Below are 14,241 nucleotides of genomic sequence, written 5' to 3' on the forward strand. Positions count from 1 at the left end.
AGTTGGGATCTGCATGGATGCGCCGAAAGGATTCTCAGGCGACGCTTTCCGATCGTCAAGCGAACGGCGCCGCCCCCCTGCTCCGTCTTCTCTTTTCTAGGTAGTAAAGGTTTTTCAGCAAACCCTAAATAGAGGAATAATCGATGAGTTAAACGATATGACCCATCCTGTGATTGCAAAATGACTGAATAGGAGGCTCTCGTATCATAACTGCTGTTTGTTTTTTCTATTCTCCCTATACAGGAAATGATCTATATCATATTTATTTTAATAGACTTAAGACAAGTATCACCAAACTTACTCCATTATGGAGTGAAGAATTAAGATATTTTTACACGGATCTCTTATGATAGATATTTAAACGATAGGATTCAATTTGTTGATAGCGATGGAATGATTTTGCATCCAAAATCGAGAGGATTAAGCGGGAAATGTTCTCTTGTTTAATAAATTTTGTCCGATTATATTGGAATAGGCTTCTCTTAAATGACTTAAGAAGATGGAGAGGATATTTATTTCAGTAAAAAAACCCGTTAGGTTTTTGAGAAATTGAAGGGAGAATTCGGATTTGGTTTTCCTCTCAATAAACGTTTTTTTACTAAAAGCCCTCCCAAAAAAACTAGCGGGACTCTTTTTGCGATTTTTCCCCTCAAAATTTTAATTGAGACAAGAGTGGGGGGATATATTGACATCGGCGTAAAATTCTTTTATGGTAGCCCCGTTGATTAAAAGGAAGCCATTGAAATTGAATTTATTGAGTTGTTCTTGTTCTGTTTGATAGGGGTTATGAGGGAATTCTCGGAAAGGTGCAGTTATTATGGGGCGCCAACCAGGGGAATTCCTATCTTTGCCTTCCTTACGTGATGTTATCGGCTTTCTTGCGCGCGAGTTTTGGAAATCTGTGACGCAAGGCGGTTCCGGTGTCCGCCGGAAGAAAAACCACGAGGTTCAAGGTCAAAGAGGAAAAGGAATGCTGACTTTCCTGTTTCTTTTGAGAGAAGCCTTAGGGGTGTTCTTGAGTCATTTTTCATTTCGGCGAATTCGCATTCCTCTATTAATAGTTTGGGGTATGGCAGGAGGAATGACGGGTTATTTCATCATCGCTTACTGCAATTATTGGCCGCAACCAACTTATTCGCTTGATCTTTCTGGACTTGTACAATCTCACCCCTCCGATTTGCCGCCATGGGACGCTATAGATGGGCAGAAACCGGAAGATATTGCCGAATTAACCGGCGATATCCCTTCCGAACTGTATCCAGAATTGGCTTATATCGTTCGTGAACCTATTCTTATCGCCAATTCGGGTCTGCCTGCGGAAGCATGGGGCGACGTATTGGATAACAACGCCGCCCCCTCCATCAAACCCACCGCTTCCGTTCATATGGAAGAATCGGCGCCGGAAAAGCCTAAAATCCCGCCTGTAACGGGAATCTACCATGTCGTCAGCGCTGGCGAAAATCCTTGGGCGTTGTCTAAACTCTATGGCGTAAGTCAAGAAAAAATTCGCGATTTCAATCCCGCTCTCAATCCGAATCGCTTGATGGTTGGCGCAAAAATCTTTATCCCCGGCGCGAAAGAACTGCTGGCTTATGCCAGCAGCAACCGGTTGATTTACCCCAGAAAACCCGCCGAAATCACTTCAGGGTATGGTTATAGAAGACATCCCATCGGCGGAAACATCCGATTTCATCGTGGAATCGATTTTCGAGGTAAAACCGGCGATCCCGTATATGCCGTCTTGGATGGCGTTGTGGAAGACGTTACCAATCAACGGTACGGTTTAGGGCTGGTCGTTGTACTCCGGCACGACGACGGTTTGGAAACCGTATACGGTCATAACAGCAAAGTTCTTGTTCAGCCCGGCGCAAGAGTGCAACAAGGCGATATTATCTCCCGCGTGGGCCAGACAGGATTTTGTACAGGACCGCATCTTCATTTCGAAGTGCTGAAAAACGGGGAAAACCAAAATCCTCTTCCCTATTTGACCGGACAAAAAAATATAAGCCGCAATACCAATATCGTCAGGCGATAATCTACCAATCTTCATAGAAAAAAGGGGGTGGCAAGGGCAAGGTAGTTTTTGCCCTTGATTATAACGGGGGCTGATAGATCAAGTTTCATGAAGCGATGCGTTCCAGCGTTACGCGGTTGGCGCAGATCCCGTTTTTTTCGAATTCCACGATATTGTCCATTGTGGTTTCCGCAATTTTCCGCAATGCGTTTTCAGTGAAAAAAGCCTGGTGGCCGGTAACGATGACATTCGGGAAAGTCAACAAGCGGGCGAATACGTCATCTTGAATCACCTTTCCCGAAAGATCGCGGAAAAAAAGATCCGCTTCCTCTTCGTATACGTCCAATCCGAGATATCCGATTTTTCCCGACTTCAAGGCGCGGATGACGGCGTTCGCATCTACCAAGGCTCCCCGGCTGGTGTTGATCAACATGACGCCGTCTTTCATCTGCCTCAAAGCGCCCTCGCCGATAAGATGATGCGTCTCCGGCATCAAGGGGCAATGGAGTGAGACGATATCCGATTCCGTAAATAGCTCGGAAAGGGAAACCAATCGCAAACCGATCGTTTCCCAGCCTTCTGGTGGATAGGGATCGCTTGCGAGGAGCCGGCAGCCGAAGCCGCTCAAAATTTTTGCGACAATAATCCCGATTTTTCCCAAACCGACGATTCCCGCCGTCTTTTGGTTCATATCGAATCCTAACAGCCCTTCGAGATTGAAATTGCCTTCCCGCACCCTCGCGTGAGCGCGATGGATTTTTCGATTCAAGGTCAACATCAGCGCCACCGCATGTTCCGCAACGGAATGAGGGGAGTAAGCGGGAACCCGCACGGCTGTCAGTCCCAGCCGGTCAGCCGCCTCCAAATCCACATTATTGAATCCGGAGCAACGAAGAGCGATCAGCCGGGTTCCCTGGCTGGCAAGAATCTGTAGCGTTTCGTCGTCCAGAGCGTCGTTCACGAAAACGCAAACGGCGCCGTAGCCGTTGGCCAGTTTCGCCGTCCGGACCGACAAGCGTTCTTCGAAATAATCGATTTCGCGCTTATAGGTTTGGTTCACCGTTTCGAAGGACTGCTTGTCGTAAGGTTTGGCGCTGAAGAAGGCGATTTTCATCTTGGTTCTCCTAGCGAATTCTTATACATTGATACTTAAAACCAAATGATATTTGTATATTGGATTATTAAAAAACTCCCTCACCCTAGCCCTCTCCCATAGGGCGAGGGAATAAAAGGCGTACAAAAAATAGACGCTTCGAGAATAACCATGAACAATCAAACCAACGATCCTATTGCCGAATTTTACGATCGAAATCCAGAAAATGAATGGAATCGGCTCTTTGTTACCCCTTACCGGCAGATAGAGTTCGAAGTGATTCATTATTTTTGGAATCGCTATCTGCCGCCGCAAGGAAAGATACTCGATCTAGGCGGCGGACCGGGACGCTTAACCATCTCGCTGGCGAAAAAAGGATATAAAGTCTCTCTTGTGGATATTTCTCCAGCCAACATCGAATGGGCGCGCAAGAAGATCGCCGGTTGCGGAGCGGCGGAAAACGTCGAAAACCTCATTGTCGCCGATGCCCGGCGCTTGCCTATGTTCCATGCGGAAACGTTTGACGCCGTTTTGTGCATGGGGCCGCTTTATCATCTGGTCGATCATCGCGAGCGGCTGCAATGCTTGCGCGAATGCGCCCGCATCATGAAGCCGGATGCGCCCCTCTTCGTTACTTTACTGCCGCGCTGGAAACTTCTCCGGGACGCTTTGCGCGCAGGCGAGTTTGAAAAGGAGGCGGAACTACGAAGCGCCGCCTTAGAGGAAATCCTTCAACGCGGGTATTCGAACGCAGCCCAAATTCCACCAACTTATTTCTGCCATCCTGGCGAGTTGGCGCAATGGTTTGCGGAGAGCGGCTTCCATCTTTTGAAGATGGCGTCCTGCCACGGTTTCGCCTCTTTTGTGGACGAAAAGGTGAACGCCATCGCTCGTAACGCTTCCGCTTGGCAATCTCTAATCCGCTGGGTATTGGATTCCTGCGACGATCCAGAGGCGCTTTCTTCGGCGGAACACCTTCTGGGAATCGGCAAAAAGCGCATCAACCCATTTATGTAGGCGGATCCCCCCCACGTGGACGCCCTTCCGGCCCTATCTCTCCTAGAATAGGATGAATCGCAAAATGAAAGCCTTCATCGCGGAGAAACGCCATGATCGTGCTGCAAGACATACAAGAAGCGTACGGCCAAATAAAAAACAATATCTATCATTCCCCCTGCGCATTCAGCCAATCGTTAAGCGAGTTGACCGGAAGCAAGGTTTTTCTCAAGTTGGAAAATCTGCAAATGACGGGATCGTTCAAGGAACGCGGCGCGCTGAATAAACTGCTTAGCCTGACGCCGGAAGAGCGCCGCCGGGGCGTCATCGCCGCCAGCGCGGGCAACCACGCCCAGGGCGTCGCCTATCACGCCGCCCGCCTGGGCGGAAAGTCGATTATCGTCATGCCGGAAGCGACGCCTCTGAACAAAGTCTCCGCCACCAAGCGATATGGGGCGCAAGTAATTCTCTATGGCAAGAATTACGACGAGGCATACGACGAAGCGATTTATAAGCAGCAGCAAGAGGGACTCAATTTCATTCACGCTTTCGACGATGAAAAAGTGATGGCGGGACAAGGAACCATCGGACTGGAAATATTGGAGGACGGAATCGAACCGGAAGCGGTGATCGTTCCCATCGGCGGCGGCGGCTTGATCTCCGGCATCGCTGTTGCTATCAAGGAACAGATTCCATCCTGCAAGATTTTCGGCGTACAAGCCAAAGTAGCGCCTTCGATGAAGGTTTCCATCGATTCCAAACGGATCATCCCCCTCAAAACCGCTCCCACGCTGGCGGATGGTATCGCCGTTAAAAGCGTCGGCCATCTCACCTATCCCATCGTTCAACACTATATCGACGATATCGTCCTGGTCGATGAAGAGGAGATCGCCGCCGCGATTTTGACGCTGCTCGAAACGGAAAAAACCATGGTGGAAGGTTCGGGCGCCGCCCCATTGGCGGCGTTGGCTTATCACGATCTGCCGTTGAAGGGGAAGAAAACAGTCTTGGTACTTTCCGGCGGCAACATCGACATCAATATTCTTTCGCGAATCATCGAGCGCGGCTTAATCAAAGACGGCCGCATGGCGCGCCTGCGCATCGAACTGGTGGACCGCCCTGGCCAGTTGGCGGTGATCGCCAATTGTATCGGCAAACTCAACGCCAATATCCTCGAGGTCTACCATAACCGTTCTTTCATCAATGCGCCGATGGGCAAGGCGTTTCTCGATATAACCTTGGAAACGAGGGGCAAAGAGCACGTCGATGAAATCGTCGCCGCCTTAATTCATGAGGGATTTCCGGTGCAGAAATTATGATGGCATCGAGGTTAAATCGCCGCAGCGGGAGCTATTTCTTTTCCTTATTTTGCTTACGGACATATTCCTGATAGACCATTCCCTTGCCTGGCTCGCTATTCTCTTGCGGCGGCTTTTTTTGGCAATCGGGGCAGACTGTATATTTTACCTGTTTGATGGGAGGCACTCCGGCGAGCCATTTACCCTCCACGAGAACCCGATGGCAATGTTGACATACGATAAACATGAACGCTCCCGCTTAGCCGTATTTGGATTTTTGTTTATTATACAAGAATATAAGCCTAAGAAAACGTACATTAAATATATTTTTTTGTTTGCGTTGTAAAATCAGCCGCGTCGAATGATTCAAAGCGCCTACGAGAATAATCGATCGCAGCCGGAAAGGTTTCTCCATGAAAAGGAAATTCATTTCAATGATTGCAATGGTTCTATTCGCCGCCATCTTCAACGGCTCCGGCGCAGCAACTTTGCCATCGTTTCCTACAAGATTTCTCTTATTCGATCCGGTTTTGGATTTCAATAAGCTGGACGATCGGAGGATAATTTCCATTCCTTTCGTTATCGGCGATCGGTATCAAGACCCGATTAAGCCTTATCCCTATCGGGAAACATTGGTCAATTTCGAAAACAAAACGGCGGGAATTAATCTCGCTGGAACTCTTACTTCCCCTTTTTCGGGAGGACCGTTTCCAGCAGTGGTTTTAATCAGCGGATCGGGAGCGCAGGATAGGAACGAGGAAATACTGAATCATCGGCCTTTCCTGGTCTTGGCCGATTATTTAACCCGTCATGGAATCGCCATTCTCCGCTACGACGATAGAGGATCATTCGAATCGACCGGCGACATCATGACGGCTACAACGGAGGATTTCGCCGACGACGCCTATTCCGGCGTTCAATATCTAAAAACGCTGCCCGAAATCGATCCTTCGCGCATCGGTTTAATCGGCCATAGCGAAGGGGGGATGATCGCGCCGATGCTCGCCGCCGCCCACCCGGAAGAAATCGCCTTTATCGTTTTAATGGCGGGACCGGGCGATCCGGCTAAAAAGGTTTTGTTGGATCAAGGCGACTTAATCGCCCGAGCAAGCGGATATCCCGAATATGAAATTCAACGAATGCATTCCATGAAAGAAAAAATCATCCAAATCGTTCTTGAGGAACCCGATGACGCCGCCGCCAAAAAGAAAATCCAAGCCATCGTCGATCAGACCTATCCCGAATTAAGCCGCTACGACCGCCTCCTGCTAGCGCAAGAATTCTATGTTTACCTTATTCCCTGGATGCGTTATTTTCTTGCTTTCGATCCTAAAGATTATTTGACGAAGGTTAAATGCCCCGTTCTCGCCATTAATGGGAGCAAGGATTTGCAGGTTCCCGCCGCCAGCAATCTGCAAACGATTGAAAAATTCTTGATAGAAGGCGGGAATACTCAATACGAAATAAAAGAATTGCCCAACCTCAACCATTTATTCCAAACGGCGAAATCCGGTTCGCCCAACGAATACGAATCCATCGCAGAAACGCTAGCGCCTGTTGTATTGGATGTGATTAAGGATTGGATCGTAAAAACCGCCGCGAAATTAGATGTATATGAATGGATGATTCATTAGGATGTAAATTTGATTTTACGATTTTGGTTATTTTCTGTATAATAGAATCTATGCAATAAGGAAAGGAGATAAGAGATGAATCCATCGAAAAATACTCATCTCGTCACCCGGCGGACGGCGATCAAAGCGGGAGCGGCCGCCGTTTCCTTTCTTCTCTCTCCGCCCGGGTTCGCGGCGGCGCAAAGCGGCCAAGAGAAGCCGCACATTCTCTTTTTGATGGCGGATCAATTTCGCGGCGATTGCCTAAGCGCCGATGGACATCCCGCCGTGAAAACGCCCAACCTGGACCGTATCGCCAGCGAGGGGATTCTTTTCCGCCGCGCCTATTCTTCCACCCCCACTTGCACTCCGGCGCGTTCGGCCATCCTCAGCGGCCTCTCGCCTTGGCGGCATGGAATGCTGGGATACGGCCAAGTCGCGGATAGGTATAATCCGGAAATGCCGCAGGCGATGCGCGACGCCGGTTACTATACGCTGGGCGTCGGCAAGATGCACTGGCATCCCCAGCGCGCACTGCACGGTTTCCATCAAACATTGCTCGAAGAATCGGGGCGTGCGGAATCCGTGGATTTCCGCAGCGACTACCGCAGCTGGTTTTATTCCGAAGCTCCGAACCTCAATCCCGACGCCACCGGCATCGGCTGGAACGACTACCAGGCCAAGCCTTACGAACTGCCGGAAAATTTTCATCCCACGCATTGGATGGGAGAGACGGCGATTCAGTTTTTGCAAACTTACAATCAGCCGCAACCGTTCTTTCTTAAAGTCTCCTTCGCCCGCCCTCACAGCCCCTACGATCCTCCCGAACGTTTCATGAAAATGTTCGCCGACGCGCCGATCCCCAATGCCGTCGTCGGCGAGTGGGCGGAACGCCACGCCTTGCGCGGCCAAAAATTGCCCGACAACACGTGGCGCGGCGATCTGGGCGAGGAGCAAGTCCGCCGTTCGCGGCAGGGCTACTACGGCTCCATCGCCTTCATCGACGAACAGATCGGACGCATTCTGGAAGCCTTGGATAAACGGGGATGGCTCGACCGGACGTTGATCGTCTTCACTTCGGATCATGGCGACATGACCGGCGATCATAATCTATGGCGAAAATCCTATCCCTACGAACCTTCGGCGCGCATTCCCATGCTGATGCGCTGGCCTGCGGGGCTGGCGCCGGAAAAGCGCGGGCGGACGCTCGATCATCCCGTCGAACTGCGCGACCTGCTGCCGACTTTCTTGGACGCCGCTTCCGTAAAGGGCGATTTCCATCTCGATGGGGACAGCCTGCTCAAACTGGCGCGGGACGAGAACGCGGCGTGGCGGAAATTCATCGACCTCGAACATGACGTTTGCTACAGCCCGGAAAACCATTGGAACGCCCTCACGGACGGACGCTATAAATACGTCTTCCACGCCCGCGACGGCGAAGAGCAACTCTTCAACCTAACCAACGATCCCGGCGAAACCCGCGATCTCGCCCTCAATCCCGCCCATCATGGCGAATTGCGCCAATGGCGCAACCGCATGATCGAACACTTGGCGCAACGCGGCGAAGAATGGGTAAAGAACGGAACCCTGGTCCTGCGCCCGAAGAACCATCTCTACTCGCCGAACTTCCCGGCGCGGAGCTAGCGTAGGGAAATAGTAAGGCTCTTTTTATTATACTCAACTGAAATGAAGATATATATGTATTTTGGGCGATAGATAGGGAGTATAATTCCATAGAGAGGTTTTACGATTATGGCGGATAATGCGATTCATATTTCCGACGCCACCTTAAAAAAACTCTCCACATTGCGTCAAAGCGAAGAGGATAGTTATGATGCGGTTATCTCGCGCCTGTTGAACGATGTCGAGGAAGATGTTCTTTCTCCATCCGACATCGCCGACATAAAAAAAGGATTGGATGATATAAAAAGGGGAAGGACTCAAACTGAAGAAGCCCTGCTAATAGAGTTTGGCGTAGATGCGTAATGTTCAACGTAGAATATTCCGAAACCGCCGCCAAGTTCTTAAGAAAACTTGATCGTCAGGATGCTAAGGCAATCCTGTTGAAGGTTCGCAGCATAAAAGAAAATCCTTATGCGCATGTAAGAAGACTGAAAGGGACGCCGCTTTTTCGTCTTCGCGCCGGGAAATATCGAATCATCATTAATTTGGGAAAAGAAACTATTTTTGTCGTGAGCATCGGCAAACGCGATTCGGTATACGATGATTTGTAATATTACTAAGCCTTAAGCCTCAATACCCCCGCGTATAAAAACCGTCTTTGGAACTGTAGAGAATCCCGCCGTTGCTGACGATTCCGTTGGAGCAATGGTATTGCGGCGGCGAGCCGATGTAATAGCCGTTGGAGGCGTTTATAGGGCCGCAGCCGCGGATCCAATATTCTCCCCGCGAAATTTCATTGCAGAAGCACTCTTCCCACGTGTCCTTTGGATCGCAGGCGTAGTAGGAGTACTCGTCTTTATGCTGAAATCTGGAGGGATTGGCGTTGTAATCGACGATGTGGGCGGGAGGGATGAAGGGGTCTTTGGGAATTTGGCTGAGATAGGCCGCCGGACTGGTGAGTGGAGCGTAAACCTCGCGCATGTGGCGGTCGGGGCCGCCGTTGCCGTAATCGGAGCCGATGCCGACGCTATTGAAAACGGTTACGATGCGGACGTAGCCCCATTTGTCGTAGCCGCCTTTCGTATCCACTAACAGGCAGCCCGTATCGGCGCGCAGGCAATCGACGGCGGTGGCCAGCGTCTTGATATTGGCCATCGACGCGGCCACCCGCGCGCGCATCAACGATCCTTGCAGCAAGGGAATCGCAATGGTGGCCAATATGCCGACAATGAGGATGACAATGAGCAGTTCGATAAGCGTATAGGCGGTTTGCTTCATGTTATCTCACTCGTGTTAAGCACACTATATTCCCTCGCCCTCTGGGAGAGGGTTAGGGTGAGGGAGTTTTTTAAATTATGAAACCGTATGTCATAAAATACTATGAAAAATTAATGGCGTTTCCTATTGTTTCCATCACTCCTTCCAAATTGGTTAATACATCGTTATTTCAGAAACGTAATACGCGTATTCCTTGTTCCTCTAAATATTGAGATCGTTCTTTATCATAGCGCATCGTATTCGGTTCCGCATATTGCCCGCCATCCAATTCGATAGCCAATTAACCCTCTCCCAAAGGGCGAGGGAATGGAAATGCGAAATATAATTATCTCACTCGTGTATGGCGCAGTCCCGTATAACCGCAAGAGTGGGGAGAACGCCGGGGATATCCCAGATTTGAGCATAGTTATTGGAAATCGTCAAAAGTCTTTGCTGGTCGGGCGATAGATCGGCGTCAATGAAATTATTCCAACTGTTTGTATCGTATGGTTTCAGCGAATAGACGATGTTGCCTTCCAAATCCCATATACGAATTTCATTTTTATTAGAACCATGCCAAGTTAAATTCGATACGGTTAGAATATGTTTTTTATCGGGCGTATAGACGGCTTTTTCCACCCAGGTATCGTCGTGTTTGAACTGTCGAATCAGTCCGCCTGTTTTAACGTTCCACAACGCCGCCGTACCGTCCCAACTTCCCGTGAGCAATTGTTGGCCGTCGGGAGAGAATTGGACGCTAACAACGGGAAAGCCGTGTTGGATGCGGACAAGTTCCGTTCCCGTTTGACGGTTGAAGATGCGCGCCGTTGTATCCCACGTTTGGCCGGTATCCGGGTCGCCTTCCCCCGCGCCAGTGGCGACCAGCGAACCATCTGGAGAGATGGCGACATCGCGAATCGTTTTGGGATGTCCAACGAAGTCTTGCAAAATCTCTCTCGTATCCATATCCCGCAGAATCGCATCCATTCTATAGATAGAAACAAAGGTTTTTTCATCCGAGGAAAGAGCAATGGACATGCAAGCTGGGAGACCTGGCCAGTAGTATTTCGATTCCAGGTCTTCTGTAGGAATGTTGAAATAGATTGGAATCGACCAGATCGGCGTCCAGGCTGAGGCGTCCCAAAAGATAAACTCGCGGCCGCTGGCGCTAAGAGCGTTCTTTCCCTCGGCGGTAAAAACGATTTTCCTAACGCCGTCAGTATGGCCGATAATCGAGCGCAATGGCTGGCCGGTTTCGGCGTCCCATTGATGCATATAAACGTATTGTTCCGGATCGACAACAGTTTGCATAGTTCGGAAAAGAGTATCCCAATGACCGGTGATGACGCTTTTTCCGTCGGGTGAAAAGACGCCCTTCAAAAATCGCTCGGGAAAAGCGTCGATCCGTTCAATCTCCTCTCCCGTTTCGACATCCCACAAGTGTACCAAATTGTCTTCGTTTTGAGTGAGCAGGCGTTTGTCATAGGCGTCGGTTTTAAAATATATAAAAGGGAAACCTAAAACCGGCGTGTCTAGTCTTCTAGCAATTCCTGTAGCGACATCTATAAAAAAAATCTCGCCGCTTCCTAACTTGGAAACGATGAGGATATTTTGCTGAAACCGCGAGAACTTCATTTCATTGAAATACTGCAATAAGAGACGCTGTCCAGTCGCATAGTCCATAAAATCAGAAAACGCATAAACCGCCTCGCCCGTTTCGACATCGAAGACTTGGATTTGTCCGGTTTTAGCGTTTTCCGTCGCCATCCATTTTTCGTCTTTGGAAAAAGTGATATCGCTGTAATCTCTACTAAAAAGACGCACGACTTCGCCCGTTTCGTAATTCCACACGATGGGTTGAGCATTATCGGAAAATTCTGCGCCCACCCAGCGGTTATTAGTAGACATTTGACCACTTATGGGGCCGTTAGTGGGATCGGTTAAAGAAGGATCGGATAGCGTTTTTACGATCTTTCGGCTCTCCAAATCGTAAACCTCAACTCTATTATAGAAAAAAGATAAGACTTTTTTCTCGTCGGGTGAAAAAACTCGCGCATAGCGAAGATCGGGGCTGTCGTTTTCGTAAAGCGTCTTTTTGGAATCGACTTCAATGATTTTGAACGATTCGCCCTTTCTTATCGCCAGCTGCTTGCCGTCCGCCAGGAACTGAATCGGACTGTAACCCGAGTTTTTATCGAGCAATAGCGAAGGTTCGGGCGGATTTTTCGTTACGTCCCAAAGCAGATAACCAAATAGACTGTTGGTGATAATCCTATCCCCTTGCGGCGACAATAAAGCCGAACCGGGAGACCCTAAACCCAAGATAAGTTCGCCGGAGTCGCCGCGAAGCGGGTAAAAATCCAAGGCGAATGTACAATTTATAAACAATGAGTTAGCAATGGTTAGGGTGAAGAGAATTAAATGAACAGTAATATACATCATGAACATTTCTTTACACCGATAGCCTATTGTGAAAACCATGAATAACGCCTATTTTAACTTAAATTGATCATAATCGAATATCAACTAAAAGTAAATAGTTTTTTTTCTCATTATCAAAAAAATTGCAATTTAACGAAATTCTAACTTGACTTAAATGATCTATCGCGCTAAATTAAACTCAGGCGTGAATTATTGAGGATTTTTTAAGGGGTATGGCGGCATGGTTCGGTTGTAAGGCGCTTATTCCATTAATTTGTTGTTAATCCGGCAGTTCAGAGAAGAGAAATATGAGTAAAAACAGGAAAGAAATTTTTGCTTCTCTCTTTTTCTCTCGTCCCGTTTGGCTGGAAGAGTTAATAACTATTTGTATTTATTCGTTTTGCGTTATTATAACGTTATCCTTTGGTAAAGCTTATGCGCAAAGCATCGGCGATATTCCTACTCTTTCCTTAAACCAGTCTCTCGTTACTTTGGTTTTTCCGCAGCGAGAGATTCGCAATTTTGTTTCGATTGCCGAAGAAGAAACTCCTCTAACTGGCGATGCGGTTGCGGCAGGAAATGTTTTTTGGTATTTTGTTCAAAAATATACGGATTATACCGAGAAGGATAAAACCGAAGTTATTGGTTATCGTTGGAATGAAAACGCGCTCCGGCTGGAAAAAACGGGTGGACTAGCGTTGCCGAATTATTTTTATGCGCGGCCGTCGGGACAGATCGTCCGCGCTTTACATTATGGACTGGAAACGGGTAATGATCGTTTCCTTGCCGTTACAGCACTGGATATCCGTTTCCCGAAGGGATTCTATTCGCCGGAGAATATTTCCCCCGAAGGCGGCCTGTATATTGTGGACGTCTCTTCTCCTCAATCGCCTGCATTGGCTTATCATATACCCGCCGTCGATGCAGGAGGGACGAGCCTGATTGGAAATAGGCTATTCGCCAGAATCGCCTTGCTGGACGGGGATTATCAAAATGATTATATGGCATGTTACGATATGGAGAATCTCTATGCGCCTAGGGAATTATGGAGAGTCCCCGTCGATCGTTACTATTATTGCGCAGACATTGATTCGAACGATTCTTCCATTCTTTATGCCGGCGGCTCTAGCCTTTTGGTTTTGAAATTCGATGACGATAGCGTGGAAATAATAGCGAAATGGGAATTCCCGATTCCCGTTGGAAATATTTTCTATTTAAAAGCTTATCCGAATTACCTTCTGCTCGGCGGCGCGCTTGACAATTCCACCTTAACCTCACCTGGATTTTCCCGCGTCTTGACGCACGCCATTTCCCTTGACCAACCGGCGCAGCCAGGAACCGTTCGATCCGCGATTTTGCAATCGAGAGAAAATGCACACACGACTTTTACCAATATGTACGGCTTTCCATCGAATGTCATAGTGAATACGGCGGGCGAATGTCCCGGATTTTTTTCTTTGCATTTTGGGGAAGACGCTTCTATCGAACCCATAGCCTTTCATCCTACGAAAAGCAGTATGTCATCCATTCTCTGGAACGATTTTTTGTTTTTCGGCGCAAAGCCTGTAAACATGATCTCCACGGCGCAATTTTTCGATGCGGCTATACCATGCTGGGAATTCTACTGAAAAAGCGCGTAATCTCGGGAGCATGAACCATGTTCGGCAAGAATGTAAGTTTTACGATGGTGGAATTGCTGGTATGCGTCGCCGTATTGGCTATTCTGACCTTGCTATCGGCCAACATATTCGTCGGCGCTAAAATCCGGGCGGAGGCGGTCCGCGTGCGAGCGGATTTCCGAATCGTAGGCCAAGCGATAGAAACATACATTTTGGATTGCTCCGTCAAACCCTTCTTTCCTCTTTTTACCCCTTTCGCGTCTCTATCCTGTTATGTAAATTCCATGCGCCAACTTACAACGCCCTT

At 48.7% G+C, this 14,241-nt stretch carries 14 protein-coding genes; 9 read left to right on the forward strand and 5 right to left on the reverse strand.

Annotated features, from left to right (window positions below):
* Positions 1-1,081: 1,081 nt before the first annotated feature.
* Positions 1,082-2,035, forward strand: coding sequence for a peptidoglycan DD-metalloendopeptidase family protein (locus AB1656_21395; GenBank protein MEW6237952.1), 954 nt, complete (start codon positions 1,082-1,084; stop codon positions 2,033-2,035).
* A gap of 85 nt (positions 2,036-2,120) precedes the next feature.
* On the opposite strand, the gene AB1656_21400 is transcribed toward AB1656_21395, so the two are convergent.
* The gene (locus tag AB1656_21400) at positions 2,121-3,128 is read right to left on the reverse strand and encodes a 2-hydroxyacid dehydrogenase (protein MEW6237953.1); all 1,008 of its coding nucleotides are present in this window, start codon (positions 3,126-3,128) and stop codon (positions 2,121-2,123) included.
* Between the two features lie 150 nt (positions 3,129-3,278).
* Here AB1656_21400 and AB1656_21405 point away from each other — a divergent pair, with 150 nt between their 5' ends.
* Complete coding sequence (locus AB1656_21405; protein ID MEW6237954.1) at positions 3,279-4,124, forward strand: methyltransferase domain-containing protein; 846 nt, start codon at positions 3,279-3,281, stop codon at positions 4,122-4,124.
* 92 nt (positions 4,125-4,216) lie between these two features.
* Positions 4,217-5,422, forward strand: coding sequence for a threonine ammonia-lyase (locus tag AB1656_21410; GenBank protein ID MEW6237955.1), 1,206 nt, complete (start codon positions 4,217-4,219; stop codon positions 5,420-5,422).
* Positions 5,423-5,453: 31 nt separating this feature from the next.
* On the opposite strand, the gene AB1656_21415 is transcribed toward AB1656_21410, so the two are convergent.
* Positions 5,454-5,648 carry a hypothetical protein gene (locus AB1656_21415; GenBank protein MEW6237956.1) on the reverse strand — a complete coding sequence of 65 codons (195 nt, stop codon included), beginning with the start codon at positions 5,646-5,648 and terminating at the stop codon, positions 5,454-5,456.
* Positions 5,649-5,835: 187 nt separating this feature from the next.
* On the opposite strand from AB1656_21415, the gene AB1656_21420 reads away from it, so the two are divergent.
* The 4 genes from AB1656_21420 to AB1656_21435 all read left to right on the forward strand — a co-directional run bounded on the left by AB1656_21420 (position 5,836) and on the right by AB1656_21435 (position 9,248).
* On the forward strand, positions 5,836-7,035 hold the full coding sequence (locus tag AB1656_21420) for an alpha/beta hydrolase (protein ID MEW6237957.1): 1,200 nt from the start codon (positions 5,836-5,838) through the stop codon (positions 7,033-7,035).
* Positions 7,036-7,110: 75 nt separating this feature from the next.
* On the forward strand, positions 7,111-8,658 hold the full coding sequence (locus AB1656_21425; protein ID MEW6237958.1) for an arylsulfatase: 1,548 nt from the start codon (positions 7,111-7,113) through the stop codon (positions 8,656-8,658).
* Positions 8,659-8,766: 108 nt separating this feature from the next.
* On the forward strand, positions 8,767-9,000 hold the full coding sequence (locus tag AB1656_21430) for a hypothetical protein (GenBank protein MEW6237959.1): 234 nt from the start codon (positions 8,767-8,769) through the stop codon (positions 8,998-9,000).
* The gene (locus AB1656_21435) at positions 9,000-9,248 is read left to right on the forward strand and encodes a type II toxin-antitoxin system RelE/ParE family toxin (GenBank protein ID MEW6237960.1); all 249 of its coding nucleotides are present in this window, start codon (positions 9,000-9,002) and stop codon (positions 9,246-9,248) included. Before AB1656_21430 ends, AB1656_21435 begins: the two co-directional genes overlap by 1 nt.
* Positions 9,249-9,267: 19 nt before the next feature.
* Here the strand turns inward: AB1656_21435 and AB1656_21440 are convergent, their stop codons facing one another.
* From AB1656_21440 to AB1656_21450, 3 genes are all read right to left on the reverse strand, one after another.
* Positions 9,268-9,915, reverse strand: coding sequence for a prepilin-type N-terminal cleavage/methylation domain-containing protein (locus AB1656_21440; protein ID MEW6237961.1), 648 nt, complete (start codon positions 9,913-9,915; stop codon positions 9,268-9,270).
* Between the two features lie 169 nt (positions 9,916-10,084).
* Positions 10,085-10,195: a DUF559 domain-containing protein gene (locus tag AB1656_21445; GenBank protein ID MEW6237962.1), complete on the reverse strand. Its 111-nt coding sequence runs from the start codon at positions 10,193-10,195 to the stop codon at positions 10,085-10,087.
* 50 nt (positions 10,196-10,245) lie between these two features.
* Positions 10,246-12,375, reverse strand: coding sequence for a WD40 repeat domain-containing protein (locus AB1656_21450; protein ID MEW6237963.1), 2,130 nt, complete (start codon positions 12,373-12,375; stop codon positions 10,246-10,248).
* 248 nt (positions 12,376-12,623) lie between these two features.
* Here AB1656_21450 and AB1656_21455 point away from each other — a divergent pair, with 248 nt between their 5' ends.
* Positions 12,624-13,943 carry a hypothetical protein gene (locus AB1656_21455; GenBank protein MEW6237964.1) on the forward strand — a complete coding sequence of 440 codons (1,320 nt, stop codon included), beginning with the start codon at positions 12,624-12,626 and terminating at the stop codon, positions 13,941-13,943.
* Positions 13,944-13,972: 29 nt separating this feature from the next.
* The coding region (locus tag AB1656_21460) for a prepilin-type N-terminal cleavage/methylation domain-containing protein (GenBank protein MEW6237965.1) at positions 13,973-14,241 on the forward strand (269 nt) is incomplete at its 3' end.

The organism is Candidatus Omnitrophota bacterium, assembly GCA_040755155.1.
In the GTDB taxonomy this organism is placed as follows: domain Bacteria; phylum Hinthialibacterota; class Hinthialibacteria; order Hinthialibacterales; family Hinthialibacteraceae; genus JBFMBP01.

What these genes read in the sequence shown, in the direction of transcription:
- AB1656_21395 (MEW6237952.1), top strand. Translation starts at nt 1,082, where the DNA reads ATGACGGGTTATTTCATCATCGCTTACTGCAATTATTGGCCGCAACCA.
- AB1656_21400 (MEW6237953.1), bottom strand. Translation starts at nt 3,128, where the DNA reads ATGAAAATCGCCTTCTTCAGCGCCAAACCTTACGACAAGCAGTCCTTC.
- AB1656_21405 (MEW6237954.1), top strand. Translation starts at nt 3,279, where the DNA reads ATGAACAATCAAACCAACGATCCTATTGCCGAATTTTACGATCGAAAT.
- AB1656_21410 (MEW6237955.1), top strand. Translation starts at nt 4,217, where the DNA reads ATGATCGTGCTGCAAGACATACAAGAAGCGTACGGCCAAATAAAAAAC.
- AB1656_21415 (MEW6237956.1), bottom strand. Translation starts at nt 5,648, where the DNA reads ATGTTTATCGTATGTCAACATTGCCATCGGGTTCTCGTGGAGGGTAAA.
- AB1656_21420 (MEW6237957.1), top strand. Translation starts at nt 5,836, where the DNA reads ATGATTGCAATGGTTCTATTCGCCGCCATCTTCAACGGCTCCGGCGCA.
- AB1656_21425 (MEW6237958.1), top strand. Translation starts at nt 7,111, where the DNA reads ATGAATCCATCGAAAAATACTCATCTCGTCACCCGGCGGACGGCGATC.
- AB1656_21430 (MEW6237959.1), top strand. Translation starts at nt 8,767, where the DNA reads ATGGCGGATAATGCGATTCATATTTCCGACGCCACCTTAAAAAAACTC.
- AB1656_21435 (MEW6237960.1), top strand. Translation starts at nt 9,000, where the DNA reads ATGTTCAACGTAGAATATTCCGAAACCGCCGCCAAGTTCTTAAGAAAA.
- AB1656_21440 (MEW6237961.1), bottom strand. Translation starts at nt 9,915, where the DNA reads ATGAAGCAAACCGCCTATACGCTTATCGAACTGCTCATTGTCATCCTC.
- AB1656_21450 (MEW6237963.1), bottom strand. Translation starts at nt 12,375, where the DNA reads ATGGTTTTCACAATAGGCTATCGGTGTAAAGAAATGTTCATGATGTAT.
- AB1656_21455 (MEW6237964.1), top strand. Translation starts at nt 12,624, where the DNA reads ATGAGTAAAAACAGGAAAGAAATTTTTGCTTCTCTCTTTTTCTCTCGT.